Consider the following 18,736-nt stretch of genomic DNA (forward strand, 5'->3'; position numbering starts at 1 on the left):
TAATGATTAAACCTATTCTGCTTTTAAGCGTAAATTGTTCATTACCGCTTTAGGAGATTGGAATTCATATTTGATTTTGTCGTTTTCTTTTACTTTTTGAACTCCTTCAAGTAAAATTTTATCGGTATCGGCAAGTCCGGTTCTGATCACATACAAATCAGGGATTTCGCCTGTTATTGTGATTTCTCTTGAATTTACTTTATTGTTTTTATCGATTACAAAAACGTATTTTTTATCCTGAATTTCGTAAGTCGCTTTTTGAGGGATTACAATGGCATTTTTAAGCGGAACAATCATCTGAACCTGTCCTGTTTCTCCATTTCTAAGCAATTTTCCTGAATTAGGGAAACGTGCTCTGAACGCAATATTTCCGGTTTCATTATTAAATTCGCTTTCGATAACTTCTACATTTCCTTTTTCTTTAAAAGTTTCACCGTTAGCCAAAACCAAACTTACTCTGTTATCAGCACGGTCTTTTACATCGGTTTGATACTGCAGATATTCCGGTTCTGAAACATTGAAATAAGCAAACATCTGACTGTTGTCTGAAAGACTTGTCATCAATTCACCTTCATCAATAAGGCTTCCTAATTTTAATGGAATACGATCGATAGTTCCGTCAAACGGCGCTCTGATTTCTGTAAATGACAAATGAAGTTTTGCCAATGCTACTTCGGCTTTTGCAGATTGCAATTTTGCCTGTGCTACACTTAATTCGTTCTTAGAAACGATATTTTTATCTGCCAGTAATTTGGCATTTTGAAGTTCTATTTCTACTGATTTTTGTTCAGCTTGTGCTTTTAGTAATTCTGCCTGATACATATTGGGCATAATTTTAAACAACAGCTGTCCTTTTTTTACAAATTGTCCTTCATCCACAAAGATGTTTTGTAAAAAACCTTTTTCCTGAGCACGGATCTCAATGTTACGTACTGATTTGATTTGTGAAACGTACTGTTTCGTAAACGAAGTGTCTATTTTTACCGGATTGGTAACAACAAATTTTTCTACTTCTTCTTTTTCTTCTTTTTTAGTTGTACAACTAGTTAGGCACACCAGGGCAATTAAGCCTGTGAACAAGATAATTCTTTTCATGATTTTAATGGAAATTAAGCGATTGAGTGCTTGGAATACAGTGATTCCTTTAGATGAAAAAATGCATCAGGTGCCCTTAGTCAGAACTTAACTTTCATATAAGATGAAGTAGCAAAAAAATACATCAACAAAATATGCAGATCACAACTTAGGCAACCGATGTATATATTGTTGAATCAAATTCTTAGTACTCGTTGAGTAATGTAGATAGGATTTGAGTTGCCAAAGAATGGCAGGAAGATTTTAAAACGATTATAATCGTTTGCAGCAGTTTGACTGGTAGCAAAGGAAAGATACCAACTGTCAAGTAAGCTGTAGTTTGTTGCGAACAAATGGTTGGAAAGACCACCTTTAAGATCATCACTTCCCAGGCATTCTTCTTCAGTATCACAGTCCGCATCTTCTATGATCGAACTGCCCTGATCCTGATTGGTGAATTTCACACGGTGTCTTTTCTCAAGATGATGAGAATGGGAGTCTTTAGGAGTACCCGCATTAAGATATTGCCCTCCGCCAAGCAGAAGCAAATTCATAAATACTAAAAAGACTATTAACTTTCTCATTTGGTTGCGAAAGTAAGGAAAGTATCGAAAGAAAAAAAGATTTTTTTATAAGCTTTAACATTTATTAAAATACGAAAACGTTTTCAGGATTTTATTGCACTCAAATTATGATTAAAAGTTATGCTTTCTTATCAAAAAATCATAAAAAATTGAGTCTGATTCAGAATCAAATAGATAACATTCTAAAAACCAGCAAAAAAACATCAAAATCTCAAATACCTGAGGATGTAGATTTTACGATTAAAAATGCATTTTATTTTTTAAATTAAAACTTCCATTATCGTAAATTCCTGTCCGGCTTTTGTAAAAATCTGCCCTGTATCCTGCATGCCCAATTTCTCATAAAAAGCTTTTTTGTTAACTCTGGCGTTACACCAAACTTTCTTCAATTTCTTTTCTTTTGCTAATTGCAAAATATATTTTACAAGCTCAGAACCAATGCCTTTCCCCTGACATTCTTCCAGTGTCGCCAGCTTTCTGAACTGCATTCCGTCATCACTGATGAAACAGGAAACAATTGAAACCAACTTATCCTGCACAAAAAAGCCAAAGTGTAATCCTAAAGCATCTTCTTCTAACTGTACAAATTCAAACGGCTGATCGGGCCACATTACTTCATGCCTGATCTGCCAGGTCTCCGAAGCTAATATTGTTTTGATTTTCATTGTTTTGCTTATTACTCCAGATTACTCTTTTACACATAAAGATATTTCATAAAAACAAAAAAGGGAATCTAAGTTGATTCCCTTTTTTACTATTCTACTTTTATATAAAATCGCTCTGTATTATTGTCGGTTATTTTTTCAATACCCCCATCTCCTTTCTTAGCAACATTAATAACATGCAATTCGTTTCCATTTATGGTGCAATTCCAAACTGTACCATCAGATAAAATAATATCCGAAAACAATGCATCTGATTTTTCTTTGTTGTAATACACTAATTTTTCAGACTTGATAAGTTTTTTTTCCTGCGTTTTCTTATTTTTCTCATACGAAGAGATTTCATTATCCTTGATCTCAATTAATTCCTCAAAATCTTTCTGAGAAGCTGCATTGTTTTGATTAGCAGCCCAAACCGGCTTATCTCCAACCATCTTCCAGGTACCAATGGCCTGCTTTAAAAGATGTTCTCTCAAAACTGTTCTTAAGGTATCTACTTTTTTAATCGATTCCTGACCTATTTCATTATCAGGTTTAATTTTAAAGGCAATATAAAATAAATCAATCGCTTTCTTATAATCCGCTTTTTCGTAGTAGTCTAAAGCTAATTCGTATCTGCTTTTCTGAAATGCGATTTTAGGATTGTTTTGGGCAAAGCTTTTAAAAGAGATTAATAAAACAATAAAAAATAGTTTCTTTTTCATTAATAATGTAGGTTTTCATTTTTTTTGCAAACCTAGTTTTTTAATAGCAGACTTCCACATCCTTTTTAACTTTTTTTAATACGAACATTAAGATTTAACTTACAGATAGTCAGGGTGAAAATTCAATAACTCTGCCTCTCTTATATTTACCGCCACTTTTTACCATTTTACCCTAATTTAGACTGAAAATAAATTTAAAACCTCCATAGCCTTGTCTGTGTCTTTTTTAGCCACAAAGATATGATCGTGGTAAAAAGCAGCCACAACATTACAGCTTATTCCATTCTCAGAAAGTGCCTTTGAAAATGCTGCTGTCAAACCAACTGCTTCTAATGACGAATGCACAGTGAGTGTGATCCAGGACATTACAACTGAGTAATCCAGCTTTAAGGTATCTGCCGTTTCTTTTTTCAAAATCAGAGTAATTGCTTCATTTTCTTTGAACAACATTACAATATCATCCATAGCTATGTTCTCGATCTTTTCTACTTTACAGAAAACATAATCTCCTAAATTATGCTGAGGTTTCATGCTTTTTAGCAATTTTTCCAAATCTTTTTCTCCTGACATTTTAAGTTTTTATTAAATGGGTTATTTTAGTTTTCCCAGCTTTTCCTTTGCTTCCGAAAAATTTTTATCCAACAGCAGCGCCTTTTCATAACTGACAATTGCATTTTTCTTATCACCATTAGCTTCATAAAAATCTCCAAGGGAATCATACACATTTGGACTTTGAGGATAATTGGTAACATTTAACCTGAACAGATAACCTGCCAGCTCCATATCTTTTTTACCCAAAGACTGGTAGCCATATGCATTAACGGTATTTTCAGGAACATTAACGGTATAACCTAAATGTTTTGAGACATTTTGGAAGTGCTTTTCAATCTTAGTAAACACCGCTTTATTAAAGTTAAACTGTTCCGTAATGGAAAGTTTTAACTGATTGAACTTAAATAGAAAACGCAGACCATCATAGATTGCGATCAATGGTACAGATCCGTGATTATCATCGCTGTAATACTGGTACTCATAATTCAGATTACTCTTTTTATTGTTCTCCAAAAAATCATTAAAATCTAAAATGGAGCGGATATGTTTGGTAAGAAGTGTTGTATCTTTTCTAACTTTTTCAATATTCATCCCCTCATCCATAGTATTTGCAGCCGCCATAAATAAGGAAACTTTTGACAGGTTTTTATTGGCTAATTTTTTCTTCGTATCTGCTAAAAACTTCTGACGATCCCACCACAAACTTGGATCGATCGCAATATAAGAGTGAAATAAATCCGTATGATTAGCCAGAATATTCAAGGCTGTCAACCCTCCAAAAGAATGTCCAATCAAAGTTTTAAAAGGTGCTGTGGGGTATTTACCGTCGATATACGGAATCAATTCTTTCTGAAGAAATTCAACAAATTTTTCTCCTCCCCCAGACTGATCACTCAGGCTTTGGGGTACAAACGGGGGATCAACTTCCGAATGGGTTGGGGTTAAATCCCGATTCCTATTGGTGTTTGTTATACCCACTATAATCATTTCAGGACAATTTGTGTTTCCGTTCACTTCGCTCATTTCTTCAATTATCCCAACAACGGAGCTAAAATGTCCCTCTGCATCGAGTAAATAAACGACCGGATACTTTTGTTTTGCTAAACCAGTATTTCGGGCACTTTTAGGAAGATGTATCCATATTTTTCTATTTTCATTTAAAATTTTAGACGAAATACTATCTATGGTTCCTATTTCAATTCTATTTTTATTTTGAGCAAATGCCAAACTCGTTGACAATACAAATAAACTGAAGAAGAGTATCTTTTTTCCAAAAACAATTTGTAGACTATTCATTTCTTATGGACTTTTTCAATTCGTTACTAAAAATTCAAAACTTATTGTGCTGCTTTTATAAAACACAGAAGTCGTCTTTTTAGTTAAAAAAAAACGACTTCTGTGGTATTCTTTTATTTTCCTGACCAGGTATTGTCGGCAGGAGTAGCATCCATAAAAATACCACCATCTAGAACTACTTTTTTAATTTGCTTGCTGCTCTTCACTGTAACTGCGGCCAGTTTTTGATTCACCTGCCAAACAGCCGGTGTGCTATGAACTGTTTCTGTCGTATTATCTGCGTAGGTCACAATGGCATCAAACGGAATGGCAAAACCACCAACATTGGCAACAGAAATAACATTCTTAGCCACCTTTTTAACGGAAAGATCTAAGTAATTATTCGTGAAAAACCAATTATCAAAAAACCAATTCAAATTTTTACCCGAAGCTGTATTGATCGAATTAAAATAATCCCATGGAACCGGGTGTTTACCATTCCAATTGTCCATATAGGCATGCAATGCTTTTTTAAACAAATCATCACCCAACAAGTCTTTTAAAGCCAGGTAAGACAAAGAAGCTTTTCCGTATGAATTATTGCCATAACCTGAATCTGATAACTGAGACGACATCGTGATGATAGGCTGATCTTCTTCTGTAGACGGGTCATTTATATATTGCTCTACTCGAAATTCTTTATAAAACTTATCGGCAGCTTCTTTTCCATGCTCCGCGATTCCTATCAAATATTCAAAAGTTGTCGCCCAGCCTTCGTCCATAAAAGCATAACGCGTTTCGTTGATTCCCATATAAAAAGGAAAATAGGTATGAGCTACTTCATGATCCTGAACCAATTGTGCAAAAACAGGATCTCCCATTTGCGAATCATTGCACATCATTGGATATTCCATATCTGCAAAGCCCTGAAAAGCCGTCATTTTAGAATACGGATAGGGAACTCCCGGCCAATTGTGTGAAAAGAAATCCAAAGCATATTGGTTGTACTTAATCGAATTTTCGAAATCGGTTCCTTTTACATCATAAGCTGCTTGGATACTGGCACGTCGCTTTGTTTTTTTATCCACAATTACACTTCCGGCATCCCATAAATAATGATCACTTAAGCCAAAACACACATCTGTAATGTTTTTAGCTTCAAATTTCCAAACGTTCCAATCGCTTTGTTTTGTTACCAAACCGCTTTTCATTTCCTGCTCATTGGCAATGTGTAAAATTTCATCTGTTACGTATGATTTTTTTAAACGTGCAGCAAATTCAGGCTGTAAAACCTCATCCGGATTCAATAAATCTCCCGTTCCGTAAACCACATAATTTTTAGGTGCTTTTACAGAATACATATAATCATTAAAATCATTATAAAACTCCTGACCTGAAGTATGAGGCAGGTTATCCCATTTGTTGTAATCATCAAAAACAGAAACACGAGGATAACTATAGGCTACAAAAAAAGTAGTGTTGTCGATTTGCCCCTCTCTCCCGCTCACTTCTGATAGCGGATAATTCCAATCGATATCAATTGTAATTTTACTATGAGGCGGCAAAGGTTTCTTCATTTTTACGCTCCCAACTGTACCCCAGCTTTTTGCATCTTCTTTGTAAACTTCGCCTTCGATTTTCAAATTTGTAATTGTCAATCCTTCTGTAAAAAAACCTTCGCTATTTAATACCGCTCGTGGCGAGGTTTTTTTATGAATATTATTCACAAATCTAATTCGCAAATTTCTTAACGTATCATTACTGTTGTTTTCATACACGATCGTTTCGGTCCCGCTAACTACTTTTGTATTGGCATCTACAGTCAAAGCCATGTCATATTTACCATGGTTTTGCCAATAATTTTTCCCGGGTTTTCCATCCATAGAACGAACACCGTTCGTATAAGATTCTTTAATATTTCTTGGCATGTAAAGTTCCTGTGCAAAACTATTTTGTGCTAAAAACAAAAACGCTATAAATAGCAATTGAAGTGATTTTTTTTCCATAACTTGTTTTAAGATTTTGGTGGTTTGATTGATTATAGTAGTTAGATGACATTTTTAACTTTAAGTTACATAATTCAAAAAAATTATTTCTAAAAATAAACAATAAAATCAGAACCTCAATCACACAGAAAATCAAAGACTTAAAAAGAAAATAAAAACCGTCCAATTCAAAAAAGAAAAAGACGGCCTCTACAATTAATATATAACCCTGATAACTACAAAATATAATCGGTATTAATAAAATTCGATTCTCTGCTGTTTAGCAATTCCTGCAAAATTTCATTGTTATAAGCGATGTCTTTTGAAGCCACAAACGTACGGATAGAAAAAGAACGCAAGGCATCCGGAATACTTAAAGTTCCTACCGCAGAATCTTTACGTCCTGTAAACGGGAAAGCATCAGGGCCACGCTGACAAGAACTGTTGAGGTTTACTCTGCATACTAAATTAACTAAGGCATCAATAAGCGGTGCCAAAGTTGTAATATCTTTTCCGAACAAACTCACCTGTTGTCCGTAATTGGATTCGGCCATATCTTCAAGTGGTTCTTTGATATCTTTAAATGAAATAATAGGAACCACCGGTCCAAACTGCTCTTCATGATACACGCGCATTTCTTTGTTTACGGGATACAAAACTGCCGGAAAAATATAATTTTCACTATGCTTCCCACCTTTTTCATTCAATACTTTTGCGCTCTTATGTAGGGCATCATCAATTAAGCCCTGAATGTATTTTGGCTTGTCCGTTTCCGGAAGCGGTGTTAAAGAAACTCCTTTTTCCCAAGGATTTCCAAATGCCAGACCGTCTACCTTTTCAGCAAAACGTTTATTGAATTCTTCCGCAATAGATTCATGTACGTACAGAACTTTTAATGCCGTGCAACGTTGTCCGTTAAAAGATAAAGTTCCTGCAATACATTCCTGAATCGCCAGATCTAAATCGGCATCGGGTAAAATAATAGCAGGATTCTTCGCTTCCAGACCTAAAATCAAACGCAATCTGTTTTTATTTGGATGCTGATCCTGTAATGCTATGGCTGATTTACTGTTTCCAATTAGTGCCAAAACGTCAATTTTTCCCGACTTCATAATAGGCGAAGCTACTTCTCGGCCACGGCCGTAAACAATATTAATGACTCCTTTAGGAAAACTGCTTCTGAACGCTTCCAACAAAGGCGAAATACATAAAACACCATGTTTTGCCGGTTTGAAAATCACAGTATTTCCCATAATTAAAGCAGGAATCAACAATGAAAAAGTCTCATTCAAAGGATAGTTATAAGGTCCAAGGCACAAAACTACCCCAAGTGGCCCACGACGAATCATCGCATTTACACCCTGCACTTTTTCAAAATGAGAACTACGTCCGTTCAGTTCTTTATAACTATCAATGGTATCCCGAATATATTCAACGGTTCTGTCAAATTCTTTTTGCGAATCGCCCAGATTCTTTCCAATTTCCCACATTAAAAGTTTCACCACCTCTTCGCGGGTTTCCTTCATCTGTTTTACGAAATTTTCCATGCATTTAATACGGTCAACCACCTTCATCGTTGGCCATAAACCCTGACCTTTGTTGTAAGCGGTATTGGCAGCTTCCACTACTTCAGCAGCCTCTTTCTCTTCCATAAACGGAATCGATCCTAATAAAGTTGGTGTGTATTTTTCGGTTGAGGAAATGGTCGAAAAAACCGGGGTTGTCTGTCCCGTCCATGGTTTTAATTCTCCATTTACAAGATAAGTATCTTGATTGATCAAACTTTTAATTTGAAATTCTTCGGGTATTAAACTCATAATTTGGTCTGTTATAGTTTGGTTATTAATAGCATTTGAAAAAGAAAAAAGAGGCTTTATAGGCCTCTTCTTCTCTCTTATGGGTTTACGGTTTCACCTTCCCAATCCAGAATTCCACCAAGCAAATTGTAGGCATTACTAATCCCTAACTCATTCATAATCTGACATGCTTTGGCACTTCTGGCACCAGAACGGCAATACACATAATAATTTTTGTTTTTATCAAGCTCTTCGATTTCATAAATAAACCCTTGTCCTTTATTAATGTCGATGTTTACGGCATTCTCAATATAGCCGTCATTAAATTCGTCTTCAGTTCTTACGTCCAGTATAACTGCATTCTCGTCAGCAGTCAGCTGATTAACCCAATCTTCTTGTGATAAATTCATAGTAAATGTGTTTTTGTAAAATTACGACGTTTCTATTGATTAAAAACGTGCCAAATGCGATTTCGATTATTATTCTCAGAAAACGTTTTAGAGAAAGTACTATAATCAGTGAAAAGCAAATTTACTTACTATTTTTAAAAATATAGTCTATAAATTCGATAGAAAATAGGATTTTTTCATTTACACAAAACACCTCTTAAATATAATTTTCTGATAATTTATACCATTGCAATCCCCTATCTTTGTAATAAATTATAGATTTTAATTTTAATTTAATAAAAATGTTCTTTACGAATGTTTTTTTTGCCACAGCATAAAAGGATTAGATTGATTAAAATTGTTTGCCACGAATCGCACGAATTAATACAAATTAATTCACATTGATTCTTGAAATTGGTCCGCCTGTTTGCTATCGCTCGGGTTGTACAAAAAAATAAAAAATCAACACATAGAATCATAGATTTAATTTCTAAGTTTAGAACAAAATAAAATAATACATTATTTACACATAGCGATGTGTGTTCATGTAAAGTGAAACGTCTTTTTTTAAGCTTAAAAAACTATGTTTCTATGCGTCAAAATATTTTAAGCCTTGATTTCAAAAAATAAAATCTGTGTAAACCTGTTCAAATCGTAAAACCCGTGGGCATTAATTCCCTCCTATTATCAATGCAAAACTCACTAAAAAATATATTTCCCAATTTCTCCGATGAACTTATCGAAACAATTGAAGAAAACGGAACTCTGCAGGATTTTGAAGCCGGAACCATCTTAATGCGAACCGGACAATACATTAAAAACACGGTGTTAATTACCAAAGGGAAAATTAAAATTTACCGCGAAGGTGAAGATGGCGGTGAATTTTTAATGTACTACCTACAACCCGGGCAAGCCTGCGCTATTTCGATGATCTGCACCGCTAAAAGCGAAAAAAGCCAGATAATGGCAAAAGTTGTCGAAGATGTTTCGGTTATGATGATTCCCTTGCAAATGATGGACAAATGGATGATGGAACACCGAACCTGGTATGAATTTGTAATTGATACCTACCGCAGCCGTTTTGAAGAAGTTCTCGAAGTAGTAGACAATATCGCTTTCCGTTCCATGGACGAGCGTCTGGAGTTTTACCTCAAACGACATTCGGATGCTTGTGGCTGCTCTGAAGTAAATCTTTCGCATCAGGAAATTGCAACGGAATTGAATACTTCCAGAGAGGTAATTTCCCGACTCCTTAAAAAAATGGAGCAAAGAGGCCTGGTCAAACTCAACCGCAATCAGATTGAGCTTTTAAAGTAAAAACATTTACTTTTTTGTTCTTAACCATTAAGAGATTAAGAAAAATTAAGAGTTAAAGACAACGATTGTCACATTGAGCGAAATCGAAATGCTTTGCGTGTTCTCGACTCCGCTCGAACTGACCAATAAATTTGTGTAATTCGTGGCAGAAAAAAAACTTATGTGATAAATGTTACTGTAGTTTTCTTTCCAACAAAGCATCTTTGCATTAAAACAACTGCAATGGAATATTTGGGATATTTTGCTTCAATCATTATCGGGATTTCACTAGGCCTTATTGGCGGCGGCGGATCTATATTAACCATTCCGATTTTGGTGTATTTGTTCAAAGTAAATCCGGAGCAGGCTACTTCTTATTCTTTATTTATTGTGGGATTAACTGCCATGTTTGGAAGTTACAGTCATTACAAAATGGGGAATCTTAAATTAAAATCAGCTTTGTATTTTGCGATTCCTTCTGTCATTTCGATTTTGATTATTCGGGAAGTTATTTTTCCTCAAATTGCTTCTACCCTGTTTTCTATAGCTTCATATTCGGTTTCCAAAGATTTTCTCATTATGATTATCTTCTCTGTATTGATGATTACAGCAGCAATTTCAATGATCCGAAAAAACAAACCCGAAACAAAAGCCACCGAAACTAATTATGTTCAATTAAGTCTAATTGGATTTTTAGTTGGAATTGTGACTGGATTTTTGGGTGCCGGAGGTGGTTTTTTAATTATTCCTGCACTGCTTTTCTTTGCCAATTTACCCATGAAACAAGCCGTTGGAACTTCATTGTTGATTATTACGATTAACTCTTCGATAGGTTTCGGCGGCGATTTATACATCGGAACTCCCATAGATTATACCTTTTTACTAGGAATTTCTGCAATGGCACTCTTTGGAATGTTTATAGGAAGTCAGCTTTCTAAAAAAATCGACGGTGCAAAACTAAAACCCATTTTCGGATGGTTTGTTTTGGTGATGGGGTTTTATATTATTACAAAGGAAGTTTTGTTTTAAATTTATTTTTTTCTCGCAGATAAAGCAGATTTTTATTTTAGTTAAGTGTAGAATATCTTTACTAAAGATGTAAAAAAAACATAAAAACTTTATTTTTAAACCAAATAATCACAATCATTGTCATTTCGATGAAGGAGAAATCTCCGCGAGAAGCTCAACAAAGATTGACTTTCGTTGCGGAGTTACTTGCGAAGTTTCCTCGTACCTCGGAATGACAAAAGTGTACAGGCTAACTTTACACTTAAGCCTTTTTTACTTCCACCAATAATAATAGTTATGTTGACCGTCATATTCAAAACCACAGCGCGGATATAATTGGTTTCCTATATCATTTGTTTTTTCGGTTTCCAGCATCAAACCACAAGCATTGGTTTCCTCACACCATTCTTTACTGCGATCAATTAATGCCACAGAAAATCCTTTACCTCTATAATCAGGATGTACAAAAAGATCATTTAACAGCCATAGTCTTTGCATTTTAGTAGAGCTAAATAATTTATAGAGCTGCACAAAACCAACTGCTTTTCCGTCTGCAATCGCTAAAAAAATATCCGACTCATTATGTAACAATCGTTCTTTAAGAAAGACTTTCCCTGCCTCAACATCAGATTTCTGACGATAGAAAACACGATAGAGGTCAAAAAGTTCAGCTGTTTCATTGAGATCTTCTAAACTTGCTTTTTTGATTTGGTAATTCATTATTGTAAATTTTGAGATTAAAAGAACGAAAATATTCTAAAACTTAAACTCTTTTATAGTCCAGATTTCATAAAACGGGATCATCCAGAACTTAATTCTTTTCAAGAGATTCTTAAACAAAAAAACAAATTATCTCTTTTACTATTTCTATTAAACCCTGAATTTTGATCAAGATGAAAACCCAAAGAAAATACATACTAAAAATTACCTACGTTCGAAACCTTGCGCTCTGAAAGAGCCTTAGCAACAACATGGTGCGAAGCACTATGAATGAAAAAAGATCATGATGATAAGCCCTGAAAGGGCGAAAGCATAATCTCAAAAAAATATTTATTATATATTTTTGAGAAACATTCATACTTCTTTAATCTATTACTCATTTGCTTTTGCCCTTTCAGGGCAATATTTGCTCCTTCATAATTCGTAGTGCGATGCACTACTCTAATGCTTTAAGGCTTTCAGCCTATTTTTGTCTAAAATGATGAAAAACCAAAGAAATTACAAACTAAAAATTACCTACGTTCGAAACCTTGTGCTCTGAAAGAGCCTTAGCAACAACATGGTGCGAAGCACTATGAATGAAAAAAGATATGATGATAAGCCCTGAAAGGGCGAAAGCATAATCTCAAAAAAATATTTATTATATATTTTTGAGAAACATTCATTCTTCTTTAATCTATCACTCATTTGCTTTTGCCCTTTCAGGGCAATATTCACTTCTCCTTAATTCGCAGTGCGATGCACTACTCTAATGCTTTAAGGCTTTCAGCCTATTTTTGTCTAAAATGATGAAAACCCAAAGAAATTACAAACTAAAAATTACCTACGTTCTAAACCTTGTGCTCTGAAAGAGCCTTAGCAACAACATGGTGCAAAGCACTATGAATGAAAAAAGATCATGATGATAAGCCCTGAAAGGGCGAAAGCCTAATCTCAAAAAAATATTTATTATATATTTTTGAGAAACATATATTCTTCTTTAATCCATTACTCATTTGCTTTTGCCCTTTCAGGGCAATATTTGCTCCTTCATAATTCGTAGTGCGATGCACTACTCTAATGCTTTAAGACTTTCAGCCTATTTTTAAAGGTCTCTACTTATATTCTGTCTCAGTTAAAACCAACGGCTATGCATATCATTAATTCGTGAATTGCTTCGCCGTGCGCTATCGCTTGCGCCGTTGTTAAACCCTGAATTTTGATCAAGATGAAAACCCAAAGAAAATACAAACTAAAAATTACCTACGTTCGAAACCTTGCGCTCTGAAAGAGCCTTAGCAACAACATGGTGCGAAGCACTATGAATGAAAAAAGATATGATGATAAGCCCTGAAAGGGCGAAAGCCTAATCTCAAAAAAATATTTATTATATATTTTTGAGAAACATTCATTCTTCTTTAATCTATTACTCATTTGCTTTTGCCCTTTCAGGGCAATATTTGCTTCTTCTTAATTCGTAGTGCGATGCACTACTCTAATGCTTTAAGGCTTTCAGCCTATTTTTAAAGGTCTCAAATCACAAAATTTATAAAAATATTCTTTTCCAACTTTACCTAACAACTCTTTTTTTGCTAAAGCCATCTCGGAATCAAACAAAAAAAACCGTTGGTTAAAACCAACGGCTATGCATATCATTAATTCGTGAAAAATTGTGAATTCGCGACTATAAATCTAATGTTCCCCATACCCGATATCATCCATTTTCCCACTAAAAACACGGTATTGAATAACAAAATAGACAATCACCAAAAACAATGCGATGAAAAACCAATTCATCCCAGCGCTCAGTCCGTATTCGTGCGCCGCAGTGTTGTAAATGGTTAAGGACGGATTCACTTTATTTGTAGAAGGCAAAACATTTGGAAAAATGGAAACAGCTGTTGAAGCAAATCCACCTACCAAAAACAGAGATGAAAACAAAAATCCATAACCGTCTTTTTTCCACGAACGTACTTTGAATAATCCTAAAATCCCAACAAAGGTCATCAATGGAAAAAACCAAAGAATTGGATTCTCTACAAAATTATGGAAAGGCTTTGGCTCAATAAAGTGCCAGATTTGCAATGAAATACACACCAAAACCAACAAGACAATATTCAATTTAAAAACAACATTTTTAAGCTGTGGATTCAAAGCTGAATTGGTTTTAAAGATGATCCAGTTCGCACCGTGGATGGTTAAGGAAACCACACTCACAATTCCCAGAAAAAGTGTAAACCAGTCGATAATCCCCAATTCACTTGCCTGTGGACTAAATGTTGGATTCCACAAAGGCAAAAAGAAATAATGCGCCTCCTGAGTTGAAACTCCGTTGGTAACCATACCAAGGTTGACACCGCGTACAATATTACCCAAGGCAATTCCGAAGAATAGAGCCAACAGTAAACTCGCCATTCCGAAAGCCTTATCCCAGATTGCTTCCCACATGGGATGATGCACCTGTCCTCGCATTTCCAAACCAATGGCACGAAAGATCAGCAACCATAAAATCATAATTAAAGGCAGATAAAATCCGCTGAAAGAAGAAGCATACAAAGTAGGGAAAGCAAAAAACAAAACACCACCAGCGGCGATAATCCAAACTTCGTTGGCATCCCAAAACGGACCGATTGCATTTGTAATTGCTTTTTTATCTTTTTCTGTTTTGGCAAAAAATAAATGAATAATTCCTGCTCCAAAATCATAACCGTCTAAGACAATATAAACGGCCAAAATTCCCATTAAAACTACGTACCAAAAAAATTCCATACTTATATATTTTCAGTTATGACTTCAGTGTGAGGTCCTTTATTGATAATTTTTCCAATCAAAAGCAAAAACAGCATTCCAAGTAAAAGATACAATCCTATAAATCCCAGTAAAGTAAATAGTGTATTTCCGGAAGAAACAGTTGGAGAGGCTCCGGCTGCTGTTCGCATTAAATTATAAACAAGCCAGGGCTGTCTGCCCAACTCCGCCGTATACCAGCCAGTCGTATTGGCAATGTAGGGGAATGGCATCATAAAAAGCAAGGACCAGAGAATCCATTTGGTTTCGTACAATTTACCTCTGATCAATTGAAACAAGGCCAAGGACATCAAACCAATAAAAAGCGTTCCAAGTCCCACCATAATATGATACGCATAATACAAACCTGAAATATTAGTAGGATGAAGATCTTCTTCAAACTGATCCAAACCTTTAATTTCCTGCTCCCAGTTTCCATAAGTCAGGAAACTTAAAATATTAGGTACAGCAATCTTGTTGTCCAGTTTTTTATCTTTAACATCCGGCTGTCCAATTAAAACAATTTCAGAACCCTTTTTCTCAGTATGAAAAATTCCTTCCATAGCCGCAAACGTTACAGGTTGGTATTTCACCACATTTTTGGCTAGTAAATCTCCCGTTGGAACAGCCACAATCATACTGGCAATCAATCCAAAGATCACTCCCGTTTTAAGAAACAGTTTTCCGAAAACAATATTCTTTTTGCTTAAAATATAGAAAGAACCAATTCCTGCCACAACAAAAGAACTTGTCACTAAAGACGCGGCCTGATTGTGCAGATACGATGGCCACAGCCAAGGATTTAGAAACAGTGCTTTGAAATTGGTCAACACAAATTTTCCGTTCTCCAGAATCTCGTAACCTACGGGATTCTGCATCCACGAATGTGTTGCGATAATTAAGTAACCACTGGCCCAGGAACCGATACAAATTAGTAATCCGGTGACAAAATGCCATTTATGTCCCAGTAATTTTTCTCCAAACAAAAACAGTCCTAAAAAGGAAGATTCTAAAAAGAACGAAAACATGCCTTCCATGGCTAATGTCTGTCCGATAATCCCTCCGGTTAACTCGGAGAATTTTGCCCAGTTGGTTCCAAACTGAAACTCCATCGGAATTCCGGTTACCACCCCCATCGCAAAATTCAGGGCGAAGATTCTCATCCAGAAATGGGTGGCGTGATTGTATTGTTCGTTTTTAGTTTTGAGATATTTCCATTTGAAGTACACAATGATCAGCGAAAGACCCATTGTAAGTTGCGGAAAAAGATAGTGGAAAGTAATTGTGAAGGCAAATTGCATTCGGTCATAAAAAAGCATTTCTTCCATAGTGGTAATTTATTTATGAAGTCCCACAAATTTACCCATTAAAACCCGAAATTCCTGCCTTTAAAAAAAGTTTATCCCCTAATAATTGTTAAACTTTTCAACAATTTAGTTGTACAAACTGCACTTATGTTTTTAAACCAGAATTGTCATTTTGACCGAAGGGAGAAATCGCATTAGAAAACCCACAAACAGAATTGCCAATCTTTGTCGAGCTTCTTGTGTCATTGCGCGCGATTTCTCCCTTTGGTGGAAATGACAAGATTATCCATACTATTCTTTCTTCAAAATCCCTTTTTCAACACTTTCGTTTATTAATCCTTCAGCATAACTCCATAATGTTTTAGAACCTTCTTTTATCACGCTCTTTTTCTCGTACACTTTATCATAACTTACACCGAACTCTTTCCAGGTTCCGCCATTGTTAGAAGTATTCTGTAATAAAGGCTCTAAACGATCCATCGATCTGGCAAATTTAGCTTCGTTGGTCTCACCTGCTTCAAATTCTTCCCAGATAGCAATTAATTCTTCGGTCTGCTTTTTCGGTAGCAAACCAAAAATACGATTCGCCGCCAATCGTTCTTCATCGGTATTCGAATGATTTTTCTGTGAATCATATATAAAGGTATCACCTGCGTCAATTTCTACAATATCGTGTATCAAAACCATTTTCACCACTTTCAAGACATCAATTGGTTCATCTGAATGTTCGGCCAAAACGATTGCCATTAAAGCCAAATGCCAGCTGTGTTCTGCGTCATTTTCGTTTCGGTCACTATGAAACAGCTTCGTTTTTCGCTGAATGTATTTTACCTTATCAATTTCTTTTATAAAAGCAATCTGATTCAATAAGTCTTCTGTATTCATTTTGTAACTGTTTATTTGTTTTAAAATGACATTCGTCATGTGCAAAATTATAAGTTAAAGCTTAATTGCAAGGGTTTAAATCAAATAATATAACTTCTATGATAAAATCCGCTTTTTATTTCACACGGAATTTAAATTTCTGTAACAATAGTCACGTAATTTCCCGAAAAACAGACTTACCTTTGTATCACATTATTTTAGATTTCAAATCATGAAAATAGAACAAATTTACACCGGATGCCTTGCGCAGGGTGCCTATTATATTACTTCAAATGGCGAAGCCGCAATTATTGATCCGTTAAGAGAAATTCAGCCTTACTTAGACCGTTTAGAGCGCGATGAGGTAAAATTGAAATATATTTTTGAAACGCATTTTCACGCCGATTTTGTTTCCGGACATGTTGATTTAAGTAAAGAAACTCAGGCGCCAATCGTTTATGGCCCAAATGCTGCTTGCGAATTTGACTGTATTTCGGCAAAAGACGGACAGGAATTCAAAATTGGAAATATCACGATCAAAGCGCTGCATACTCCGGGTCACACCATGGAAAGCACCACTTATTTACTGATTGATGAAAACGGAAAAGATCACGCCATTTTCTCCGGAGATACTTTATTTATTGGAGATGTTGGACGCCCAGATTTGGCTCAGAAAGCAGCCGGGATGACGCAGGATCAATTAGCCGGGATTTTATATCATTCGTTACGAGATAAAATTATGACTTTGGCTGATGATGTGATCGTTTATCCTGCCCATGGTGCGGGAAGCGCCTGTGGTAAAAACATGAGCAAAGAAACGGTCTCTACAATAGGAAATCAAAAAGCAACCAACTATGCGTTGCGCGCTAATATGACCGAAGCCGAATTTATTACTGAAGTCACAGACGGATTATTGCCTCCTCCTGCCTATTTCAGTATGAATGTGGCGATGAACAAACAAGGTTACGAAAGTTTTGAAACAGTTTTGTACAATGGAATGAAAACCATCAAAGCAGAGGAATTTGAAGCCGTAGCCGAAGAAACAGGTGCTTTGATTCTGGATACCAGAAGTGCTGCCAATTTTAGTAAAGGGTTTATTCCGCAATCTATTAATATTGGAATCAATGGTGATTTTGCTCCTTGGGTTGGAACTTTAATTGGTGATGTAAAACAGCCTATTGTATTGGTAACGGAAACCGGTCTTGAAGAAGAAACTGTAACCCGTTTAAGCCGTGTAGGATTTGATTCGATTATTGGTCATCTGGAAGGCGGTTTTGAAGCCTGGCAAAAAGCAGGTTACGAAGTAGACACTGTAAACAGAATCACTGCGCAACAATTTTCAAATGAGTTCAAATTCGGAGAACACAAAGTAATCGACATTCGTAAAGAAACAGAATATGCTGCAGAGCACATCGAAGACGCGTACAGCAAACCACTGGCTTACATTAATGATTGGGTAAAAGACATTAACCCAAACGAACATTTTTATCTGCATTGCGCCGGAGGATATCGCAGTATGATCGCGGCTTCAATTTTACAGGCTCGCGGTTTCAGAAATTTTAGCGAAATTGAAGGCGGTTTTGGAGCCATTTCTAAAACAGAAATTCCGAAATCAGATTTTGTTTGTCAAAGTAAAGTACTGAAATAAAATCACTTAGGCTCTAAGTCGCTAAGATTCTAAGATTTTACCTTTGAAATTTAACGACGAGACCTTATTACTAAAACACTTAAAAATACAACTCAGAACCTTAGAA

16 protein-coding genes are annotated in these 18,736 nt (G+C 35.5%); 3 read left to right on the forward strand and 13 right to left on the reverse strand.

The features are described from left to right. Nucleotides 1–12 precede the first annotated feature (12 nt). The 9 genes from LNQ34_RS02080 to LNQ34_RS02120 form a co-directional block, all read right to left on the reverse strand. Nucleotides 13–1,095 carry an efflux RND transporter periplasmic adaptor subunit gene (locus LNQ34_RS02080; RefSeq protein ID WP_017495288.1) on the reverse strand — a complete coding sequence of 361 codons (1,083 nt, stop codon included), beginning with the start codon at nucleotides 1,093–1,095 and terminating at the stop codon, nucleotides 13–15. 176 nt (nucleotides 1,096–1,271) lie between these two features. Then, nucleotides 1,272–1,658 (reverse strand): hypothetical protein, encoded by a 387-nt coding sequence (locus LNQ34_RS02085; protein WP_229998529.1) that lies wholly within the window; start codon nucleotides 1,656–1,658, stop codon nucleotides 1,272–1,274. A 260-nt stretch (nucleotides 1,659–1,918) separates the two neighbouring features. Next, complete coding sequence (locus LNQ34_RS02090; RefSeq protein WP_229998530.1) at nucleotides 1,919–2,323, reverse strand: GNAT family N-acetyltransferase; 405 nt, start codon at nucleotides 2,321–2,323, stop codon at nucleotides 1,919–1,921. A gap of 89 nt (nucleotides 2,324–2,412) precedes the next feature. Next, the gene (locus LNQ34_RS02095) at nucleotides 2,413–3,024 is read right to left on the reverse strand and encodes a hypothetical protein (RefSeq protein WP_202702599.1); all 612 of its coding nucleotides are present in this window, start codon (nucleotides 3,022–3,024) and stop codon (nucleotides 2,413–2,415) included. Nucleotides 3,025–3,201: 177 nt separating this feature from the next. Further along, on the reverse strand, nucleotides 3,202–3,594 hold the full coding sequence (locus LNQ34_RS02100; protein ID WP_229998531.1) for an ACT domain-containing protein: 393 nt from the start codon (nucleotides 3,592–3,594) through the stop codon (nucleotides 3,202–3,204). 21 nt (nucleotides 3,595–3,615) lie between these two features. Continuing rightward, entirely contained in the window at nucleotides 3,616–4,872 is a 1,257-nt protein-coding gene (locus tag LNQ34_RS02105) for an alpha/beta hydrolase-fold protein (protein WP_229998532.1), read from the reverse strand. A 113-nt stretch (nucleotides 4,873–4,985) separates the two neighbouring features. Continuing rightward, nucleotides 4,986–6,857, reverse strand: a complete 1,872-nt coding sequence (locus tag LNQ34_RS02110) for a M1 family metallopeptidase (RefSeq protein WP_229998533.1) — start codon at nucleotides 6,855–6,857, stop codon at nucleotides 4,986–4,988. 215 nt (nucleotides 6,858–7,072) lie between these two features. Then, nucleotides 7,073–8,653 (reverse strand): NADP-dependent glyceraldehyde-3-phosphate dehydrogenase, encoded by a 1,581-nt coding sequence (locus LNQ34_RS02115; protein ID WP_229998534.1) that lies wholly within the window; start codon nucleotides 8,651–8,653, stop codon nucleotides 7,073–7,075. Nucleotides 8,654–8,730: 77 nt separating this feature from the next. Beyond that, nucleotides 8,731–9,042, reverse strand: coding sequence for a rhodanese-like domain-containing protein (locus tag LNQ34_RS02120; protein WP_202702604.1), 312 nt, complete (start codon nucleotides 9,040–9,042; stop codon nucleotides 8,731–8,733). A gap of 669 nt (nucleotides 9,043–9,711) precedes the next feature. On the opposite strand from LNQ34_RS02120, the gene LNQ34_RS02125 reads away from it, so the two are divergent. Together LNQ34_RS02125 and LNQ34_RS02130 are read left to right on the forward strand one after the other, a co-directional pair. Continuing rightward, a complete protein-coding gene (locus LNQ34_RS02125; protein WP_229998535.1) occupies nucleotides 9,712–10,338 on the forward strand; it encodes a Crp/Fnr family transcriptional regulator in 627 nt (208 codons plus the stop codon). Between the two features lie 222 nt (nucleotides 10,339–10,560). Then, the gene (locus LNQ34_RS02130) at nucleotides 10,561–11,346 is read left to right on the forward strand and encodes a sulfite exporter TauE/SafE family protein (protein WP_173966397.1); all 786 of its coding nucleotides are present in this window, start codon (nucleotides 10,561–10,563) and stop codon (nucleotides 11,344–11,346) included. A gap of 252 nt (nucleotides 11,347–11,598) precedes the next feature. Here LNQ34_RS02130 and LNQ34_RS02135 read toward each other — a convergent pair whose 3' ends face one another. From LNQ34_RS02135 to LNQ34_RS02150, 4 genes are all read right to left on the reverse strand, one after another. Continuing rightward, the gene (locus tag LNQ34_RS02135; protein ID WP_229998536.1) at nucleotides 11,599–12,045 is read right to left on the reverse strand and encodes a GNAT family N-acetyltransferase; all 447 of its coding nucleotides are present in this window, start codon (nucleotides 12,043–12,045) and stop codon (nucleotides 11,599–11,601) included. A 1,671-nt stretch (nucleotides 12,046–13,716) separates the two neighbouring features. Further along, nucleotides 13,717–14,793, reverse strand: a complete 1,077-nt coding sequence (cydB, locus tag LNQ34_RS02140) for a cytochrome d ubiquinol oxidase subunit II (protein ID WP_202703914.1) — start codon at nucleotides 14,791–14,793, stop codon at nucleotides 13,717–13,719. 2 nt (nucleotides 14,794–14,795) lie between these two features. Further along, a complete protein-coding gene (locus LNQ34_RS02145) occupies nucleotides 14,796–16,139 on the reverse strand; it encodes a cytochrome ubiquinol oxidase subunit I (RefSeq protein WP_173966394.1) in 1,344 nt (447 codons plus the stop codon). A 270-nt stretch (nucleotides 16,140–16,409) separates the two neighbouring features. Continuing rightward, nucleotides 16,410–17,003, reverse strand: a complete 594-nt coding sequence (locus LNQ34_RS02150; RefSeq protein WP_229998537.1) for an HD domain-containing protein — start codon at nucleotides 17,001–17,003, stop codon at nucleotides 16,410–16,412. A 211-nt stretch (nucleotides 17,004–17,214) separates the two neighbouring features. Here LNQ34_RS02150 and LNQ34_RS02155 point away from each other — a divergent pair, with 211 nt between their 5' ends. Next, complete coding sequence (locus LNQ34_RS02155; RefSeq protein ID WP_229998538.1) at nucleotides 17,215–18,630, forward strand: MBL fold metallo-hydrolase; 1,416 nt, start codon at nucleotides 17,215–17,217, stop codon at nucleotides 18,628–18,630. Nucleotides 18,631–18,736 lie beyond the last annotated feature (106 nt).

Origin of the sequence: Flavobacterium lipolyticum (genome assembly GCF_020905335.1) — a bacterium.
GTDB lineage: Bacteria > Bacteroidota > Bacteroidia > Flavobacteriales > Flavobacteriaceae > Flavobacterium > Flavobacterium lipolyticum.